At 62.4% G+C, this 18,817-nt stretch carries 19 protein-coding genes; 15 read left to right on the top strand and 4 right to left on the bottom strand.

What is annotated here, in order from left to right:
• Positions 1–207: 207 nt before the first annotated feature.
• Complete coding sequence (locus U0042_RS13405; protein WP_198665264.1) at positions 208–1,179, bottom strand: LysR family transcriptional regulator; 972 nt, start codon at positions 1,177–1,179, stop codon at positions 208–210.
• Positions 1,180–1,365: 186 nt separating this feature from the next.
• Between U0042_RS13405 and U0042_RS13400 the strand changes: the two genes are divergently transcribed.
• Complete coding sequence (locus U0042_RS13400) at positions 1,366–2,085, top strand: type 1 glutamine amidotransferase domain-containing protein (protein WP_114810361.1); 720 nt, start codon at positions 1,366–1,368, stop codon at positions 2,083–2,085.
• A gap of 30 nt (positions 2,086–2,115) precedes the next feature.
• Here U0042_RS13400 and U0042_RS13395 read toward each other — a convergent pair whose 3' ends face one another.
• Positions 2,116–2,934: an IclR family transcriptional regulator gene (locus tag U0042_RS13395; RefSeq protein ID WP_114810362.1), complete on the bottom strand. Its 819-nt coding sequence runs from the start codon at positions 2,932–2,934 to the stop codon at positions 2,116–2,118.
• A 299-nt stretch (positions 2,935–3,233) separates the two neighbouring features.
• Here U0042_RS13395 and U0042_RS13390 point away from each other — a divergent pair, with 299 nt between their 5' ends.
• The 11 genes from U0042_RS13390 to U0042_RS13340 all read left to right on the top strand — a co-directional run bounded on the left by U0042_RS13390 (position 3,234) and on the right by U0042_RS13340 (position 15,220).
• A complete protein-coding gene (locus U0042_RS13390; RefSeq protein ID WP_114810363.1) occupies positions 3,234–3,593 on the top strand; it encodes a VOC family protein in 360 nt (119 codons plus the stop codon).
• 27 nt (positions 3,594–3,620) lie between these two features.
• Positions 3,621–4,679, top strand: coding sequence for an LLM class flavin-dependent oxidoreductase (locus tag U0042_RS13385; protein ID WP_114810364.1), 1,059 nt, complete (start codon positions 3,621–3,623; stop codon positions 4,677–4,679).
• 2 nt (positions 4,680–4,681) lie between these two features.
• Positions 4,682–5,800, top strand: a complete 1,119-nt coding sequence (locus tag U0042_RS13380) for a flavin reductase (protein WP_198665265.1) — start codon at positions 4,682–4,684, stop codon at positions 5,798–5,800.
• Between the two features lie 4 nt (positions 5,801–5,804).
• Positions 5,805–6,683 carry an alpha/beta fold hydrolase gene (locus U0042_RS13375; RefSeq protein ID WP_157977802.1) on the top strand — a complete coding sequence of 293 codons (879 nt, stop codon included), beginning with the start codon at positions 5,805–5,807 and terminating at the stop codon, positions 6,681–6,683.
• Between the two features lie 509 nt (positions 6,684–7,192).
• Positions 7,193–8,404 carry a porin gene (locus tag U0042_RS13370; RefSeq protein ID WP_114810367.1) on the top strand — a complete coding sequence of 404 codons (1,212 nt, stop codon included), beginning with the start codon at positions 7,193–7,195 and terminating at the stop codon, positions 8,402–8,404.
• A 35-nt stretch (positions 8,405–8,439) separates the two neighbouring features.
• Positions 8,440–9,879, top strand: a complete 1,440-nt coding sequence (locus U0042_RS13365; RefSeq protein WP_114810368.1) for an MmgE/PrpD family protein — start codon at positions 8,440–8,442, stop codon at positions 9,877–9,879.
• A 30-nt stretch (positions 9,880–9,909) separates the two neighbouring features.
• Positions 9,910–11,079: a CaiB/BaiF CoA transferase family protein gene (locus tag U0042_RS13360; RefSeq protein ID WP_114810369.1), complete on the top strand. Its 1,170-nt coding sequence runs from the start codon at positions 9,910–9,912 to the stop codon at positions 11,077–11,079.
• Positions 11,076–11,924 (top strand): FAS1-like dehydratase domain-containing protein, encoded by an 849-nt coding sequence (locus tag U0042_RS13355; RefSeq protein ID WP_114810370.1) that lies wholly within the window; start codon positions 11,076–11,078, stop codon positions 11,922–11,924. The genes U0042_RS13360 and U0042_RS13355 overlap by 4 nt, the downstream gene beginning before the upstream one ends.
• A gap of 71 nt (positions 11,925–11,995) precedes the next feature.
• Complete coding sequence (locus U0042_RS13350; protein WP_114810371.1) at positions 11,996–13,378, top strand: MFS transporter; 1,383 nt, start codon at positions 11,996–11,998, stop codon at positions 13,376–13,378.
• Positions 13,375–14,346, top strand: coding sequence for a ketopantoate reductase family protein (locus U0042_RS13345; RefSeq protein WP_114810372.1), 972 nt, complete (start codon positions 13,375–13,377; stop codon positions 14,344–14,346). Before U0042_RS13350 ends, U0042_RS13345 begins: the two co-directional genes overlap by 4 nt.
• A 52-nt stretch (positions 14,347–14,398) precedes the next feature.
• Positions 14,399–15,220: an HpcH/HpaI aldolase/citrate lyase family protein gene (locus tag U0042_RS13340; protein ID WP_114810373.1), complete on the top strand. Its 822-nt coding sequence runs from the start codon at positions 14,399–14,401 to the stop codon at positions 15,218–15,220.
• 511 nt (positions 15,221–15,731) lie between these two features.
• On the opposite strand, the gene U0042_RS13335 is transcribed toward U0042_RS13340, so the two are convergent.
• Positions 15,732–16,151, bottom strand: a complete 420-nt coding sequence (locus tag U0042_RS13335; protein ID WP_232833309.1) for a helix-turn-helix domain-containing protein — start codon at positions 16,149–16,151, stop codon at positions 15,732–15,734.
• A 130-nt stretch (positions 16,152–16,281) separates the two neighbouring features.
• On the opposite strand from U0042_RS13335, the gene U0042_RS13330 reads away from it, so the two are divergent.
• Both U0042_RS13330 and U0042_RS13325 read left to right on the top strand, forming a co-directional pair.
• Positions 16,282–16,740, top strand: coding sequence for a nuclear transport factor 2 family protein (locus U0042_RS13330; RefSeq protein ID WP_114810374.1), 459 nt, complete (start codon positions 16,282–16,284; stop codon positions 16,738–16,740).
• A complete protein-coding gene (locus tag U0042_RS13325) occupies positions 16,733–18,115 on the top strand; it encodes an MFS transporter (protein WP_114810375.1) in 1,383 nt (460 codons plus the stop codon). Before U0042_RS13330 ends, U0042_RS13325 begins: the two co-directional genes overlap by 8 nt.
• A 166-nt stretch (positions 18,116–18,281) precedes the next feature.
• On the opposite strand, the gene U0042_RS29960 is transcribed toward U0042_RS13325, so the two are convergent.
• Complete coding sequence (locus U0042_RS29960; protein ID WP_419150514.1) at positions 18,282–18,389, bottom strand: hypothetical protein; 108 nt, start codon at positions 18,387–18,389, stop codon at positions 18,282–18,284.
• Between the two features lie 80 nt (positions 18,390–18,469).
• On the opposite strand from U0042_RS29960, the gene U0042_RS13320 reads away from it, so the two are divergent.
• The gene (locus U0042_RS13320) at positions 18,470–18,766 is read left to right on the top strand and encodes a hypothetical protein (RefSeq protein ID WP_198665266.1); all 297 of its coding nucleotides are present in this window, start codon (positions 18,470–18,472) and stop codon (positions 18,764–18,766) included.
• Positions 18,767–18,817: the final 51 nt, after the last annotated feature.

Below are 18,817 nucleotides of genomic sequence, written 5' to 3'. Positions count from 1 at the left end.
CTCCGCACAGCTTGCTACTGATTTGTGACCGACAGTGGCCGCCACCCACGACTTGCTGTTGTGCTCCAAGTCCAGTACAGCGCATTTCGAAGCCCCGACCGTTCAGAGAGTAGCTGAGGTCCCTGCGGGCCGAATCGTCGATTTCATGGCGAAGTCCGGAGGAATCGAAAAGCCGGTCGATACCTCCTGGCTGAACCATCAGTTTCGTCACAATTCCGGTTCACTTTTCTCCGGGTCGTGGCGTAATGCGGCCCTGCGATGCAGTCTCGCCTGGGCAGGTAGCGGCTCCTCGCAATTGTCCAGCAACTGACACAATGAGTCGAAAACCACGCGCACGCGTGCCGGCATCGGCGTCCGGTAGGGCCGGTACACGTACATGACGGCGGCCGCCGGGCGCAATGTTTCCAGAACCGGGACAAGGCGCTTTTCACGCAACAGCGGCGTGGCGAGATGCCCCGGCAATTGGCCGAAACCCATGCCGGCCAGCACGGCTTCGCATTCCGCTTCCGGATCGTCGGTGACGAATACTGGATTCGACGGTACGAAAGGTTCTGCGCCGTTCAGCAACCATGGCCATGGGCGGCCGGTATTGCGGTCGATCAGCATGGTGAGCGGAGCCTTCTCCAGTGCCGTCTGGCTTTCGGGGGCGCCCCATCGCACCACGAGTTCCGGCGAGCCGACAATCACCAGCGATGCGCCCGATACCGCTCTCGCAACATGGCTGCTATCGCGCATCGGCCCGATGCGTACGCCGATGTCGATTCGTTCGTCGACGACATCGGCGAGCACTTCCGACAAACGTAAATCCACGACAAGACCCGGATGACTCGCGACGAGCGGCGCGAGCCCTGGTGTGATGACGCGCCGTCCCAGTGCGGTCGGAGCGGCAATCCTCACCGTGCCGGCGAGCTCGCGAGGGGCGTGAGCGGCACCATGCGCAAAGATTTCGTCAATGCCTGCAATCGCGGCGGCGCTCTTTGAGGCGAGCCGCTCGCCGACGTGTGTGAGCCGCACCCCACGCGTGCTGCGATGAAAGAGCGGCTCGCCGAACTCCGCTTCCAGTTCCCGCATCACGCGCGTAATGACCTGCGGCGACACGCCCATTCGTGTGGCAGCTGCCCGGAAGTTGGCACTTTCGGCGGCTACACAAAAAATTCGCAACGCTTCGAATCGGTTCATGCGCTTCTCCACATGGCGTTCCGGATACAGGAATTGAGAAATCGCGGTGCATTCATTTACGCGATTACCGGCACGGTCGACACTAGCCGACGCATACCCGATCCACTGCCTGATGGCCGCTGCTCCACATTTCCTGACGAAACTCGGGCCGGCCCCACGGGCATCACTTCAAGGCGAACAACGCACATGCATTCCATCCTGATGATTCTGACTGGCGCGACAACATGGACACAGAAAGACGGCACGCAACGTCCAACCGGCTTCTGGGCCGAAGAGTTCGTCACGCCGCATGACATCTTCGTACGGGCCGGCGCCCGCATCACACTGGCTACGCCGGCCGGCAAGCCGTCGATTGTCGATGCCTTGAGCCTCTCGCCGCAGGCCAATCAAGGCGATACCGAAAAAGTCGCCGAACTGGCGTCTTACCTCGAGCGCTTTGCCGATGCCCTGCGCGCGCCATTGCCCACAGAGGACGTGAACGCTGCCGACTTCGACGCCGTGTTCGTGCCGGGCGGACACGGCCCCATGCAGGATCTCGCAGTCGACGCAGGCGTAGGCAGGCTCCTGCAAGCGGCACTTCATAACGAGCGACAGGTCGTTGCAGCGGTATGCCACGGGCAGGCGAGCTTCCTGTCCGCGGGCGACGCTCAAGACTGGGCGTTCAAAGGCAGAAGAATGACCGCCTTCACCAACGATGAAGAGACGCAAGTCGGTCTTGCCGCCAACGCACCCTGGTTGCTGGAAGATCGTCTGCGCGCTGCCGGCGCCTTGTTCGAAGCGGGCGCGCCGTGGAGCAGCCACGTAGTGATCGACGGCAACCTCGTCACGGGGCAGAACCCCGCATCGGCGGGCGCGGCCGCTGATGCGGTGCTGCACCGGCTTGCGTCGCTCGCTGTCTCCGCTTGAGCACACTGCGCCGCCCCGCGCGCGAGCGCATCAGTTCGCCGCGTCGCTCTGCGAGCGGGGGCGACCACCCAGCAGGGCGGTCGCCCGTGCCGCGGATTCGAGCAGTGCGACCACATGCTTCGAACCGGGCTCGAAGTCCAGCACGGTGTCGGCCCCGACGAGGCTGATGACGAACTTGACGTCGCCGGTCCAGTTGATGACCGGCGCCGCAATAGACGCGTAGCCCGCAATGTCCGAACGCCGCATGGTTGCGTAGCCGTTCGCCTGCAGTTCATGCATCACGTCTGCGTGGAATGTTTCGATCGCGTCGCCGCCTGCTTTGCGTGAGGCCAGTTCCTGTTCGAGAAACGGTCGCGTCACGGCGAGCGGCAGGCTCGCGGCGAACACCTTGCCTGCTGCCGTCGAGAGCAACGACATCAGACCCGTGCGTAGCTCGAATGCGCCGCGCTGCTGTCCTTCGAGTTTGAAGAGGCTCAACACGCCATCGGTCGTCCACATCGTGATGGCCCCGCTGCACTGCGTGGCGTCGCGCAATTTTCCCAATTCGCCCCGCACCACGTCGAAGCCGTCGATCTGCCGCGTTGCGCTGACCCCCAGCATCAGTGCCGCCGGGCCAAGCCTGTAGTAGCCCGGTTTCTCGTCCGCCGCGGCAAGACCCGTGCGCACGAGACTCACGAGATAGTTGTTTGCGGCACTGGGTGTCATCTCCGCGCGCGTCGCGATCTCTTTGAGCGGCAGGGCTTGCTGCGTGTTCTGCAATGCCATCAATAGCCGGAAAGCGATTTCGACGGACTGAATACCGCGCCGCTCGTTCTTTTCAACCGGTTCTGAAGTGTCTGGTTGTTCCATTTCTCGTCAATTCCAGCAAGTCAAATGCATGCGTTCGTCTAGGGATTAACCCGGGCCTCGCACGCAAGCCATGGCGCGCGCCGCGGCGCGCAACCCCTGCTCCCACAACGTTTTGCGACCGTTCCCCGCATTTTTGCACGCGTTGAGCACCCCGCGCCCTTGCATTGACAGGCCGCGCACACGGCGCATAATACAACTATGCACCACGCGTTCAACAATATAACACGAACACCGACGCAAAAACAGTGCGGCCGCATGGGGCCGCGACGGCGGTCGTTTTCCAGTCAGGAGAAGCAGGCATGGCGATCCAGAAGATTCAAAGCGTCTACACGGTCGTACGCGACATGGACAAGGCGCAGGCGTTTTACGAGCGCGCCTTGGGGCTCACGCTGAAGTTTCGGGACGGCTCGAAATGGCTGCAGTTCGGCGTGGGCGGTTCGAACTTCGCGCTGAGTTCCGTAGAGGAGGCCGCGCCTCGCGCGACGGGCAGCGTCGTCGTTTTCGAGGCGGATAGCGTCGACGGAATTCGGGAGAGCGTCGAAGCCGCCGGCGGCGAGTTCGTGTCGGAGCGCGACATGGGCTCCCACGGCAGGGTGCTGGTCTTCCTCGATGCCGAAAGGCAGATCTTTCAGGTTTTTTCCCGTCAGCCATCCGCGTGATAGCCCGGACATCAATAAGGAACCCTCATGAAATTCGGCATTTTCGATCAAAACGACAGGAGCGGCCGTCCGCTCGCGCAGCAGTACGAAGAGCGTCTTCAGCTTGCGGAGCTGTTCGACGCCAACGGTTTCTACTGCTATCACACGAGCGAGCATCACGCGACACCGCTCAGCATGACGCCGTCGCAGAATGTGTTGATGTCGGCTATCGCGCAGCGCACGCGCCATCTCCGGCTCTGTCCGCTCGTTTATCTGCTGCCCATTCATCATCCGGTGCGGCTTGCTGAAGAGATCTGCATGCTCGATCACTTGAGCCAGGGCCGCTTCCAGTTCGGCATTGGCCGCGGCGCGTCTCCGCATGAACTCGCGGCAATGGGCATCGATGCCGCGAATGCCGGAAAGATGTATGCGGAATCATTCGACGTCATCGAGCGGTTCTTCGCTTCCGACCGACTGAATTTCGCGGGCCAGTTCTGGCAATTCGACGACGTCCCGGTAGAGATCAAGCCGCTGCAATATCCGCATCCGCCGGTGTGGTACGCGCTCGCGTCGCCGGATTCGACGGTGTGGCCCGCGCAGCGCGGCATCAACATCGTGTGCGGCGGTCCGGTCGAACGAATCCGTGCGGTCACGGACCGTTATCGCGAAGAGTGGAGCAAGACGCACGATGGTCACGACCAGTTGCCGCTGATCGGCGTGAACCGCTACATCATCGTGGCCGATACGGACGAGGCTGCGCTCGAGATCGGTCGCAAAGCATGGCCGACGTTCTTCAGCAACTTCATCCGGCTGTGGCGAAAGCACGGTACGGAACCGGTCAACGCGAAGCTGCCGCCCGACTTCGACTCGCTGCTTGCGAGCCGTCACGCGGTGGTGGGCTCGCCCGAAACGGTCACGAAGGAACTCGCCAGCCAGATCGCCGATGGTGGGCTCAACTACCTGATCGGCAGCTACGTGTTCGGCGACATGGCGCACAGCGACGTCGTGAAGTCGGTGAAGCTGTTTTCCGACCATGTGATGCCGCATCTAAAAGATCTGGGGCAAGCCGCTTTTCGCCCTGTCCTCGAAGAAACGCAGCGGGTGTGACCATGAGCGATACGAGCCGGTTCGATGCGAAGGAACTGCGCCAGGTGCTCGGCTCCTTCGTGACGGGTGTCACGGTGGTCACGACCGCCGACGCCGAGGGCAAGCGCTATGGCGTGACAGCCAATTCGTTCAGCTCGGTATCGCTCGATCCGCCGCTGGTGCTGTGGAGTCAGGCGACGAAGTCGCCGAGTCATCCGGTCTTTCTCGAAGCGCCGCGCTTCGCGATCAACATTCTTGCCGAGGACCAGATCGAGTTGTCGAACCGCTTCGCGTCATCGGGCATCGACAAGTTCGCAAACGTCGAGACCGACAGCGGCAGGGGCGGGGTGGCACTGTTGCGCGGCTGTTGCGCATGGTTGGAGTGCAGCGTCGTGTCGCGGCTGCCGGGCGGCGATCACGTGATTTTCGTCGGGGAGATCGAGGCGTTCCGCCGCACGGCCCGCAAGCCGCTAGTGTTCGGCGGAGGTCAGTATCTGGTCGCCGATCCGCACGATTTTGGCAAGCCGCCGCCAGGCATCTCGACGACCGTGCAGTCACAGTTGCACGCGATGCGTGTCGGCGCGCGCGCCATGGCGCGTCTCGCGAAAGACTTCGATCAGACGCTCGCGCTCGCCGTATGGGGCAATCACGGGCCGACTATCGTCGCGTGGGAGCCGTCGTCGGAGCCCGTCAGCCCGCAACTGCCGGTCGGACTCACGCTGCCCGTGATGTCCACGGCGACGGGCGTTGCGCTCGCGGCTTATCTACCGCCGGAGGCGACGAACCGCTTTGTCGGCGCCGAACTGATTGCCGCTTCGGCGGGCGAAGTGGACTGGCCGGCCACGCCGCAGGCGTGGGCCGACGAACTGGCAAGCGTGCGCCTGCACGGGCTCGCGAGGCGTACGCCCGGAGCGTTCTACGGCGCGCACACGATCATCCACGCATTGAGCGCACCGGTGCGCGGCGCGGATGGCACAGCGGTGCTCGCGATAACGGCGGTAGGCGACGCGGCGCGCTTCGAGCCGGAATTCGACAGCCCGTTTGCCCGCGCGCTGCGCTCGACCGCAGCCGATCTGTCGCGTCGGCTGGGCTACGTCGGTCAAACGGAGTCGCCGGATCTTACACATGCCGCCGAGGGTTGATGCGATGGCCAACCTCTCTTCTGCCGATCTCGCCTTGCTCGAGGCCGACCTTCCGCCAGCGATGCGCGTCGAGATCGACTCTAACCGTTATGCGACGGAACGCGGTTATGTCGAACTGCGCGCAAGCGGGCCGGCTGACGCGCCGGTGATCGTGTGCCTGCACGGCATCGGCTCGAACTCGGCAGGCTACCGCGCGCAGCTCGCGGGTCTGTGCCACCGGTTTCGCGTCATTGCCTGGAATGCGCCGGGCTTTGGCGCCAGTACGCCGCTCGCCATGGCGGAGCCTCACGCCGACGACTACGCCGACGTGCTTCTGAGTCTGCTCGACCGGTTGCAGTGCACGCGCATGGCCGCGTTGGTCGGCAGCTCGTGGGGAAGCGTGATCGCGATGGCGTTCGCTGCGCGCTACCCGCATCGGCTCGCGCGGCTCGTGCTCGCGGCACCCAATACGGCGCGTGGCCGTTTGGAAGGCACGGCAAAGGAAGAAGCGCTCGCACGCATGCTCGATTCGGGTAGGACACCTGATGAAGCGTCGCGCGCGGCAGTGGTTGCTCGCCTGCTCCCGGCCGATGTGCCGTCGCAAGTACGGGAACGGGTGGCTCAACTGCGCGATGCGGTGACGCCATGCGGATGGGCACAGGCGGTTCGAATGCTGTTCTCTATGCATACGCCTTCTCTCGTCGGCGATATCCGATGCCCGATCGACATGCTCGCCGGTGCGCGCGACACCCTGGCTCCGGTCGAACAACATGCATTGCCGTTGTGCGAAGCCGCCCCCGGAATCCGGCTTCACGTGTTCGAAGACTGTGCACACATGTTGAAGCTCGAAGCCCCGACGCGCTTCAACGCCATCGTCCGCGATGCGGTTGATCGAGCAGGCTGACGGGTCAACCCTGACGGACGCCGCAACGACGCCCGCAAGACAAAACAGATGGAGACGAACGTGCAAACGGATTCGACTGCGCCTACGCGCAGGCATGGGTGGATGGCAGCGATGTTGTACGTCATCAATGCGGTCGCATTCATCAACCGCACAGCGCTGCCGCTTTTGATTCAGCCGATCCGGCAAGGTGAGCGGACTGCATTTTTCCTGGGTTGGCGTAACAGGATTGGCCGTCGCGCCGACCCTCATCGCGGTGTTTGCCGACCGCTTCTTCGATGCCGTTCCGCAGGCCCTTGGCAACGCCTTGGCGAGCGCGAGCACCGTGTTTTGCGCGGCGGGGGAGATCTGCCTTCCTGGGGTCTTAAGGCAACGCACCGAGAGTCCAGGCACGAACCCGAGCTGGCGCATACCGGCTGACATGCGAAATGCGCCGTACCCGCACGGCTGGCGACTGACGGCCAATTGAGCCGCGGGAAATCACAACAAAAAAATCTATCCTGGAGACATGAATGAGGAAGAGACAGATAGCGGCCGGTGCGCTAGGGATATTCGCGGCCGCCGCTCATGCGGAGTCGAGCATGACGATCTATGGAATATACGATGCAGGCCTGCGCTACCTTCATGAGGCGAACGCTGCGGGCCAAAGTTCGGTAAGCATGGGCTCGAACGGCACATCGACGCCGAATCGGCTCGGCTTCAAGGGCGTCGAAGAACTGGGCGGCGGGTTGAGCGCGCACTTCAACCTCGAAACGGGCTGGAACGCCGGCAACGGCGCGCTCGAATCGACAACCGGCTCGCCCATCACAGGCAACCGGGCGTTGTTCCAGCGGTTGGCGATTGTCGGAATCTCGCACGTGCGCTGGGGAACGATCGACCTTGGCCAGAACTACAGCGTGGGCTGGCGCACGAGCTACGACTACGATCCATTCAACTATCGTTATCCGACCATCGATCCGGTCAGCGCCATCGTCCCCGGCAGCAGCGTCTCGCAAGTGACCGCCGGCGTGCGTTTCCACAACGATGTGCAATACACCGGCGTGTTCGGGCCGATCACCGTGCGGGCCGAACACGCGTTCGGCAACGTCGCGGGCGCCGTTACGGCGAATACGGCGACTGCGGGATCGCTTGCGTACAAGTCAGGGCCGTTAGTGATAGCGGGCTCGTATACCACTCGCAAGATCGCGACGACAGGCGGCGTCTTCACCGGTGCGCCAGCGGTTGCGGGGCCGCCGGCCGTTGCCGGCGAGCCCACCGTCAACGCGAACACGCCCACCTATGCGGATCGCTCGTGGACTGCCGGCGCCGCGTACAGATTCGGACCTGTACGGGTGTCAGCCGGCTACAACGACGAGCGCCTTGCCGGAGCGCTCAACAACGTCGTCGCCGGACTGCCGTTGACACCGGCGCAAGGCGACACACGTGTGCGGGTCGGCTGGTTCGGCGCAAACTGGACTGTGTCTCCATTCTTCAATCTGGCGGGCGGCTGGTTTCGCACCCTGGTCGACACGCCGATCGCGCGGGCGGCGGGCGCCGCTTCCGGGACCAGTGGCAAAAAAGATCTGCTGATGTTCGCGGCGACCTGGTCCTTGTCGAAAACCACCTACCTGTATGGCGAAATCGATAGAACCACGCTCTCCGGAAACCAGGTGCTCGGCTATGGCACGAAGACGACGCAGCGTCATCCGCTGGGCGTCTCAACTGGGCTTGTCGTGGCATTTTGAACCGCTACAAGAGACGCACTTTTGAAGGAACGGTTATGACTGATGTGCTGAAGGCGCTGTCGCGCTTCGCCGCCGAGGCTGCGTACGACGACCTGCCGCATGCGATCGTGCATGAAGCGAAACGTGTGCTGCTCGATTCGATCGGCTGCGCGCTCGCGTCGATATCGTCGGAGAAGGGGCGGCTGTGCATTGCGTTGTCCCAACGGCTTGGCGGTCCGGCCGAGGCGTCCATCATCGGTGTAGCAGGCAAGGTGTCGTCCTGCAACGCGGTGCTCGCGAACGGCGAACTCATCAACGCGATGGATTACGACGCGCTCGTGATTCCCGGCGGCCACGTGTCGCCCTACGTCGTACCGCCCGTGATGGCGATTGCCGAGCAGCGCAACGCTTCGGGCAAAGACCTGATCCTCGCGACGGTGCTGTCGCACGAAGTGGCGATGCGCGTTACGCGCGGCATGTCGCCGATGATCCAGGTGTTCGCCGAAGGCCCCGACGCGCAGCGCTACGAATGGACGACACCGTACGGCGGCTCACGGTTCAACGTCGGTGCTGCAGCGGGTGTCGGGCGCTTGCTCGCGCTCGACACGCAACGGATGACGCACGCGCTTGGCCTCGCAGGGCATTACACGCAGGTGCCGACGCACGGCAAGCTGTCGTACAGCGTGCCCATGTCGATGGTGAAGTACGGCACGCCGGGATGGCAGGGCACCGGCGCCATCGTCGCCTGTTATCTCGCCGAAATGGGCTACCTCGGCGACGAGACGCTGTTCGACGGCGTGAGCGGCCTGTGGCGCTTCACGGGAAGCGATACCTGGATGCCGGAACGCGTGCTGCCGGGTCTGCACGACGAGTGGCTCTTTGCTGAACAGCAATACAAGCCTTATCCGTGCTGTCGCGTGCTGCACTCGAGTCTCGACCTGTTCTACCGCATGGTGGGGCTGCATGGATTCACGCCGGACGACATCGACAGCATTCGTGTGTTCGGCCCGCAATACTGCGAAAAACCGCATCTGCAAAACCGCATCATTCTCAGCGCAATCGACGCCCAGTTCAGCGCGGCGTACAACTTCGCGGTCGCCGCGCACGGGGTAACGATCGGCCCGGAGTGGCAGGACGAGGCCACGATGCACGACGCGAAAATTCTCGCGTTCATGGACAAGGTGACGTGTGAAGTACACCCGGAATACACGCGCCGGCCGCTCGCGGATCGCTTGATGAGTCTCGGTCGCATCGAAGTGACCGCGAATGGCCGCACGTACACCGACGAGACAACATTCGCGTCCGGCACGCCCCGTCCCGGGTTCGAAATGGACGATGCTGCGCTGATCGGCAAATTCAGGCACAACGCGCGACGCGTGTTGACGCCGGCGCAGATCGATGCCGCGGTCGACGCACTGATGGATCTGGAGAACGTGCACGCGGTGTCCGGTTTGATGCAGCACATCGTGCCCGCGCATGGCAGCGACGCGACCTGACTCACAGAAAGCAAGGCAAGGAGAGATCACATGTCCGCATCGGCGGCAAAGCAGACGAACACGAAACCACTGGAAGGGCTTCTGGTGGTCTCCATAGAGCAGGCGCTGGCCGCGCCGCTGTGCACCGGCCGGCTCGCTGAAATGGGCGCGCGTGTCATCAAGATCGAACGCGCGGAGGGCGACTTCGCGCGCGGCTACGACGACGCGGCGAACGGCGAGTCGTCGTACTTCGTCTGGACCAATCGAGGCAAGGAGTCGCTCGTACTCGACTTCAAGCAAGCGGAAGATGCGGCATTGCTCAAACGCATCGTTTCGAAAGCGGACGTCTTTGTCCAGAACCTCGCGCCGGGCGCGCTCGCACGTGCCGGCCTCGACAGCGCAGCGCTGCGCAGGAGCAACCCGCGTCTCATCACGTGCGACATCACCGGTTACGGCGAAGGTGACGCGAGCGCGCTCAAGGCCTACGACATGCTGGTGCAATGCGAGAGCGGGCTCGTGTCGATCACGGGCACGCCCGAAGGTTACGGACGCATCGGCGTGTCGATCTGCGATATCGGCGCGGGCATGAACGCCACGATCGCAGTCCTTTCCGCATTGGCGCTGCGTGAACGAACGGGGGCGGGCACGGGCCTCGCGGTATCGCTTTTCGATGGCGCTGCCGACTGGATGACGATTCCGTACGTCCACGAAATGTATGGAAAGGGCGCGCCGACACGGCAGGGCGTGCGGCATCCCTCGATTGCGCCCTATGGTGCCTACACGACGCGCGATGGCCGCGACATCGTGATCAGCATCCAGAACGAGCGCGAGTGGCAACAGTTTTGCGCCGTCTTTTTGCGCGAGCCCGATGTCGCGAACGACGAACGCTTCGCGACGAACAATGCGCGCGTGTGCAACGGCGCCGCGCTCGATGCGGTGATCGCCGGGGCGTTTGCGTTGCTGGATGTCGAGCAAGTGCTGCATCGGCTTGCCGAAGCCAATACGGCATTCGCACAGGTGCGCTCCGTTGCGGAAATGGCGAAGCACCCGGCTCTTCGTACGTGGCCGATGCAGGTGGGCGACTGCGAACTCGAACTGATCGCGCCAGCTGTGCGTGCGCCGTGGGATGCACAGCGGTTCATGCCGGCACCGCGGCTGAATCAGCAGGGAGCCGCACTACGCGAGGAGTTCGCGGACGTAGCGATAGGAGAACCGTCATGAGTCGTGTGGATATGGCGCATCTGAAGCAATGGGTCGGCAGGCAGACGTCGGACGTCGATACGTTGTCGATTCGTCATGCGCACCTGATGGCCGCCACGCTGGGCCTCGATCCCGCCGCGCTGGTCGACGGCGCGCCGCTGCCGCCGCTATGGCACTGGATCTACTTCCTGAGCGGCTCCCCGCCATCGGAGCTCGGGCGCGACGGTCATCCAGCACGCGGCGGCTTCCTGCCGCCCGTGCCGCTGCCCAATCGCATGTGGGCAGGCGGCCGGCTCGAGTTTCTCGCACCGCTGCCGTTGGGCGCGAGCGTCGAGAAGCGTTCGCGGATCGTCTCTGTCGAACACAAGCAGGGGCGCAGCGGTGAACTGGTGTTCGTGACCGTGCGGCATGACGTGCTACATGAGGGCCGCATCGCAATCAGCGAGCATCACGATATCGTCTACAAGGAACCGGCGCCGCCCGGTTCGCGCCCGCCTTCGGCCGCGCCGGCCATGCCCGCGGCGCAGCACAGCAGGCGCTTCGAACCCACGTCGACCACCTTGTTCCGCTATTCGGCGCTGACGTTCAACGGCCACCGTATTCATTACGACGTCGACTATTGCCGCGAGGTGGAGGGCTACAGCAACCTCGTGATTCACGGCCCGCTGCACGCGACGCTTCTGGCGATGTACACCGAAGAGGTTGCGGGTAGATCGCTCACGACGTTCCGCTACCGCGGCATGCAGCCGAGCGTGCTCGGCACCGTGCTCACGATCAATGCACACGCGAGCGGCAGCGATGCAACGGTCTGGACGGCACTGCCGGACGGCAGCGTATCCATGCAGGCCGACGCGACGTTCGGCTGACGTTCCGCTGACTTAAGCGGCGCGCGCCGTTGCGATGCCGCGCCGGGAAATCCAATCGAGGAGACATTGCCATGAATCAGCCGACAGCCGCGAGCCTCTCGCCGGCGGCGAAACGTTCCATGTTCGGTGGAGCGTTCATGATGTTCATCGACACGTTCGACATCTATCTTCCGGCATTCATCCTGCCGGCAATCATCGGCTATTTCATACCGAAATCGCTGCCCGAGTCGATTCAGGTCACGGTCAGCACGCTGATCTTCACCGCCACGCTGCTCGGTCGTCCGCTGGGCGGTTTGATATTCGGACATCTCAGCGACAAGTACGGACGTAAGAAGATCGCCATGCTGGTTTCGGCCGGATTTACCTTCGTCACGTTCGTGCTGTCGATCATGCCCGGCTATGCACAGTGGGGCTATGGGGCGGTGGTGCTCTTCATTCTGCTGCGGTTTCTGGACGGCATTTTTCTCGGCGGCGGTTATGCGTCTGCACTGCCGCTCGCGCTCGAACGTTCGCCCATCCCGATGCGCGGGCTTGTCGGCGGGCTGATGGCCGCATCGGCCGTGTTTTCGGTGATCGCCATCAACGCCATCCAGTTCGTGCTGCTGCTCTTCATCTCCAGAGCGCAGTACAGCGCGTGGGGATGGCGCCTGCCTTTTCTGGCCGGCGTGTTGTTCGGGGTGGTCTATCTGTTTTATTACGCGAAGGTGCCGGAGCTGGAGTTCAAGGGCCTGCACGGCACGCGCGCCAAAAAGCAACCGCTCGGCGAGCTTCTGGGCAATCGCGCGCACGTGCGCAAGGCGGGCATTCTCTTTCTGATGATGACCGGCTACTGGTTCAGCAACCAGATGGCACTCTCGCTGCTGCCTTCCCTGATGATGGGCTATCTGCACGTGCCGGCTTCCATCTTCACGAAATGGGCGATCGTTGCGAACGTGGCGGTGATGATTGCGGTGGTCGCGTTCGGCGTGCTCAGTCAAAAGATCGGGCGACGGCGGATGTTGATGATCTTCGGTGTCGCGATCACGCTGTCGCCTTTTCTCTATCACACGATCGTCGAATACGGCAAAGGGGCGCACGACGCCGCAGGCATGGGTGTCGCGATATCCGTCTTGATGATTGTCGCAAGCGGGTCGCTCGGCGTCGTCATCACGTACCTGAACGAATGCTTTCCGACGCGGATGCGTTCCACCGGCTATTCGCTTGCTTACTACCTGAGCGTGATCGTGCCGGGCCTCTACAGCTTCTGGCTGCTGGGCTTGCAGAAGTTCATGCCGTACGAGTACACACCGCTGGTGCTCGAATGCGTCGGTGGACTGCTGTTTCTCTTCAGCGCATGGGCCGGACCCGAGACGCGTGATGTGGACCTGCTCGCCATTGCCGAGGGCCGTGCGCCGAGCCACGAGGAGAGTCCGCGCGAAGCGCTGAAGCGCATCTCGGGAGAAGTCGCGCGATGAAGGTGTGTGTCTATGGAGCCGGAGCTATCGGCAGTCTGATCGCCGGGCGCCTCGCTTGCGTTTCGGGTATCGAGGTCAGCGTCGTTGCGCGCGGCGAACAACTGGATGCAATCAGCCGGCAGGGCATACACATTGTCGACGCCTCGGGCGAGGTCACGGCACATGTGAAGGCAACGGACAACCCCGCGTCGCTCGACGTACAGGACTACGTGTTCCTTGCGCTGAAGCAGCATCAACTGCTGGATGTGGTGAATTCCATCGAGCCGCTCATCGGCGAAAATACTTCGCTCATTCCACCGACCACCGGCATTCCTTATTGGTACTTCTACGGGCAGCCGGGCGCGCATGGCAATCGCCGCATCGACCGGCTCGATCCCGGTGGCACGCTATGGCGTGCTATCCCGCCGCAGCGTGTACTCGGTTGTGTGTTTCGCGTCGCGGCACAAGTCGTCGCGCCGGGCGCCGTTCATCAGGACGGTAGCTACGCAAAGCTGCCACTCGGCGAGCCGGACGGTTCTGTATCGGCGCGTGTGCGGCGTCTGTCGGAGGCGATGTGCGCCGCGGGCTTCGAATCGCCTGTAGTCGACAACATCCGTAGCTGGCTATGGACCAAGATGATCAGCAGCTTGTGCTGGAATCCGGTAGCGGCGTTGACGCTCGCAACGTGGGGCGAGCTGGCGGCGAGCCCAGGCGTCGTGGACGTCGTGCGCCGCATGATGCAGGAAGCCGATGCCGTGGCGTGCGCGCTGGGCGGGCCGCCGCCCATTGCGGTTGAAGAACGGCTGGCTGCGGCGCGCTCGGCACCTCATCACAAGATGTCGATGCTGCAGGATCTCGAGCGAGGACGTCCGCTCGAATATCAGCCGCTCGCCGATTCGATCGAAGCCATGCGCGACATCGCCGGACTTGGCACACCGACCATCGACAGCGTGCTGGCGCTTTTGCGTTTGCGCGCGAACAGAGGGTGAATGTCTGCGACGGTGCACACGACCACCGTGCACACGGACCATAAGGAACGACATGACAGAACATGGCGCTGGGAAACACCGCTCCTATCTCTTTGTACCAGGAAGCAGGCCGGAACGCTTCGATCGTGCGATGAAGAGCGGCGCCGACGCGGTAATCATCGATCTGGAAGACGCGGTTGCCGCGGCGGACAAGATATCGGCCCGCGATTCTGTCGCTACCTGGGCGCGAGAAGACCGCGTGGTATATGTCCGTGTCAATGCCCGTGGCACGCCGTGGTTCGACGAAGACGCACAGTTGAGCCGTCTGCCGGGAATCGCGGGGCTCGTGCTGCCGAAAACGGAATGTTCCGCCGACGTAGCCGCTCTCGTCTGCGCAGTGGGGCAGCAAACGGCTGTCTTCCCGCTCATTGAAAGTGCGAAGGGCATGTGCAACGCACTTGAAATTGCGAACGCGCCATGCGTGCGTCAGCTCATGTTCGGCACGCTCGACTTCATGCTCGATATGCAGATGGACGTGGACAACGAGGAACTCAACGGCTTTCGGGCCGAGCTCACGAAAGTCTCGCGTGTGGCCGGTATCGATGCTCCTGTCGATGGCGTAACGGTCGCGGTGCACGACGCGTTGCAACTCGAACGCGACACCCGCAACGGAAAGCGATTTGGGTTCTTCGGCAAGCTCTGCATTCACCCGAAGCAGGTGGCCACGGTGAACGAGGGTTATGCGCCATCGGAAAGCGACATAGCGTGGGCGCGATGTGTGCTTGATGCGGCGCAGGACGGGAAGGGCGTCGCACTGATGACAGATGGAAGCATGGTGGACCGGCCGGTCGTGCTACGGGCGGAACGGATCATGAAGCTTGCTTCGTCAAACTGACGTAACGTTAGGCGCTCCCTACCATTGCCGAAAGCGTTCAAGCATCCAGATAGCTGATCGTGGGCTCCCGCGTTCGGCCATGCTTCGCGAAGCGCATCGGATTGACGGCGAGACGCGCGCATACATCACTGCCCAGATGGAAAACACCGATCAGCTCAACGCCTGTACCAGGACGGCCGACGAGATCTGGGAGCAGACCAGTTGCCGGGGTCGAGCCGGCAGAATCTGCCGTGCTGTCGGGTGGCCCAATCGGGGCGCACAAGATAGACGGGATCGGTGCGGGCTATGTCGTGCCGCTTTGGCATGATGGCATCGCCGACGAACTCGAGCGTGTCTCAACGGACGATGCGAGAGCCATGGCGTTCCGGCTAGCCGCTGAAGAGGGGCTCTTCAGCGGTACGTCGACTGGATTCAAACGTAACGGGCGCATTACGACTCGCCGAACCCGTCGCCGGTTCGAGCGGTTCATCGGTGCCGATGCTGCCGGGTTTCATTGCAGGCTCCCCATCGATTATCGAGCATCGACTGCCGCGACGACTCGAATGTCGCGGACGAGGAGATCCAGTACGACCTCGTGGCGGCCATGTCGAAACAGCATCGCGCGAGACGCAATTCCTGCGCGGTCCGGCTCAGTCGTCTCGGGCACGCGGGTTCGGCCGGGCGTACTGCCGCTAGGTTTTCGAGCACGGCCGCAACTTCGCTTCCGCCGAGCCGGTAATTGCGATGGCGGCCCATCGTTTTCCGCGACTAACAGGCCGCCTTTGAGCAGCTTGCTCAGGTGCGAGCTTGCCGTTTGCGCCGTGATGCCGGCGACACGGGCAAATTCACCGGCGGGGCGAGCCTGACCGTCCAGCAAAAACATCAACATGGCGGCGCGGGCGGGATCCGCAATCAAAAATGCGACATTCGCAACATTATGGTCCTGGCACATAGCGATCACCTTGAGTCGTCAGAGAGGATGCTGGCTGAGCAGACACGATCATGTTTCGATGCGCATCGAAGCATCTCAAATATTTTTGCCACTAAGCTGCCAGTAACTTCTCACCGGCACATCCCATACCATGAACACAAATTGCGATGCGGCTGTTCTCAATATTTACGAAAAATGGCATCAGGCTATCGTGAGCCGCGATCTCGACGGGCTGATGGCACTGTATGCGGAGGACGCCATTCTAGAAACCCCATTGATCGTCGTGGTTTGTCCTGATAAAACCGATGGCGTTCTTCGCGGAAAACCCCAGATTAGCGATTTTTTCGATGCCGGATTGCGTAAGCTCCAGAACAGTCTGGGCCGCTGGTATAGAAACGGCGTGTTCTTCTCTAATGGTCGCCAGCTCACCTGGGAATATCCGCGTGAGACGCCATCTGGGAATCAGGTCGATCTCGTCGAAGTGATGGACCTTGCGGATGGGCTTATCGCCCATCACCGGGTTTACTGGGGATGGGTGGGATTTCAGTCGTTGATGGCGGCAGCGAACGCGGCCAACCCGCAACCGGGAGCGCGTGTGAACCATGGCTGAGCTCGTATCGACCCGCGGCGCCGCGCAACGCGTGCTGGCCGCAACCAGTATCAGCTACACGGTCGTGCTACTCGATGCATCGATCGTGAATGTCGCTCTGGAACGGATCGGTCATACGCTAGGCAGCAACGTGGCGGGGCTGCAGTGGATCATCAATGCCTATACGCTGAGTTTCGCCAGTCTCTTGATGACCGGCGGCACGCTTGGCGACCGCCTGGGTGCCCGCAACGTTTATTTGGCAGGACTTGCGATTTTCACGCTCGCATCGGCAGTGTGTGGGCTTGCACCGGACCTCGGTACGTTGACGATCGCACGTGCACTGCAGGGTATCGGGAGCGCGATGCTCGTGCCGTGTTCGCTTGCGCTCATCAACGATGCCTATCCCGCTCCCTCCGAACGTGCCGCGGCCGTCAGCGTGTGGATGGGTTGCGGCGGTGTCGCGATGGCGTCGGGTCCGCTTGCCGGCGGGTTGCTGATCCATCTGGCCGGTTGGCGCAGCATCTTTTTTATCAACGTACCCATTGGGGTTATCGGCCTGTGGCTAACGCTGCTGGTCGATCGCACTGCGCCTTCGCGCAAGCGGCATTTCGATCTGTGGGGCCAGTTGGCCGTGATTGTCGCGTTGGGTACGCTAATTGCCGTACTGATCGAAGGACCGGTGCTCGGATGGCGATCTGCTCCGATTCGCGCTGGTGCGGTGACAAGCGGCGTCGCGTGGGCTGTGTTCTTCGTTGTCGAGGCGAGGGCGCGCAATCCGATGTTGCCGCTGCAATTCTTTCGCAACGCGTTATTTGCAGGTTCGACATTTGTGTCGATGGCGTCGGCATTCGTCTTTTACGGCATGCTGTTCACGTTCAGTCTTTACTACCAGCACTTGCGCGGCTACTCCGCGCTCGATACGGGCCTCGCCTTTCTGCCCATGACCGGTATGGTGGCGGTGGGCGGACTTCTTTCGAGCCGGCTCGTGAAGCGCCTGGGCAGCATGCCGTCGATGTGTATCGCGTTCGGCTTCTATGCGGCAGGTGCGATCGGGATGATGTTCTCGACCGCGAATTCGCCTTACGCCCTGGCTGTGGTTCCCCTGCTCGCGATAGGTATGGCATCCGGATTCATTTCGCCAGCGGCGACATCGCCGGCGCTGGGTACCGTCGACAAAGGCCGCGCCGGTGTCGCGGCGGCGGTGCTGAACTCGGCGCGCCAAAGTGGATCGGCGTTAGGGGTGGCGATTTTCGGCACGCTGATCTCGATGGTGAATGCGTTTGAGACGGCCATGACGGTGATTCTGGGCATCGTCGTTGCACTGTCACTGATGGCGGCCTTAGTCTGGTGGGGTACGTCGCGCGCGGTGAGGGCGGGTTGCGTGGCTTCCGGTTGATTTCGATGTTTCACTTCGAGGTGGCATCCTGCGGTTTCACCATTGCGGTGAGCATTCGTCCGCTATTCGGCTCTACTTTCCCTCGGCATTTCGGAAGTTTCTCGCGCAGTTCGCAACGTCGTCCCTCCGACCCACAGCACGTTGCGAGTACCTGGAATCAGAAGCATCATGGATTCGCTTTTTTCGTGCAAATCTTTCGCCATTCCCAGGTGTCGATTGACGATGGTGTAGGAACAGTTTCCGGATGGGTATGCCGCTCACCGAGATAGTCCATTGTCTCGCGCTCGGCTTTTCAGAGGTTAAAGGCAATTTTCCGGCAAGCTGCTGTTCGCAATCCCTGTGCTGCAGACAACCGTGAAGGCCATCGACCCCGTCTATCTCTTGTGGCTCGCGTGGTGCATCGCGCGAAGTGGTTCTCCAAACGCCAGCGCCGGCCCCGCGCAGCCCGTCACGTTCGTGAACGGCGTCTTGCTGCTATGGCTCGATCCGAAAAGCTGGGCAATGACGGCAGCTGCGCAATATCACCGCCGATTGGGAACGCGCAGCAAAAAATTGGAAAGCGGCCATGAACCAATTCGCTATCCTCTACCCGGATCGATTCGTTCGACCGTCCGTGTGATTCTCAACCCGCCTCGAACACGGAAATTCTGATACCCTCACGCACCCGAACATTTAATTCCAAAGCAGTCCTTTTCAACCTCA

Source organism: Paraburkholderia kururiensis (assembly GCF_034424375.1).
GTDB lineage: Bacteria > Pseudomonadota > Gammaproteobacteria > Burkholderiales > Burkholderiaceae > Paraburkholderia > Paraburkholderia kururiensis_A.
This window is presented reverse-complemented; position numbering and strand designations above follow the sequence as displayed.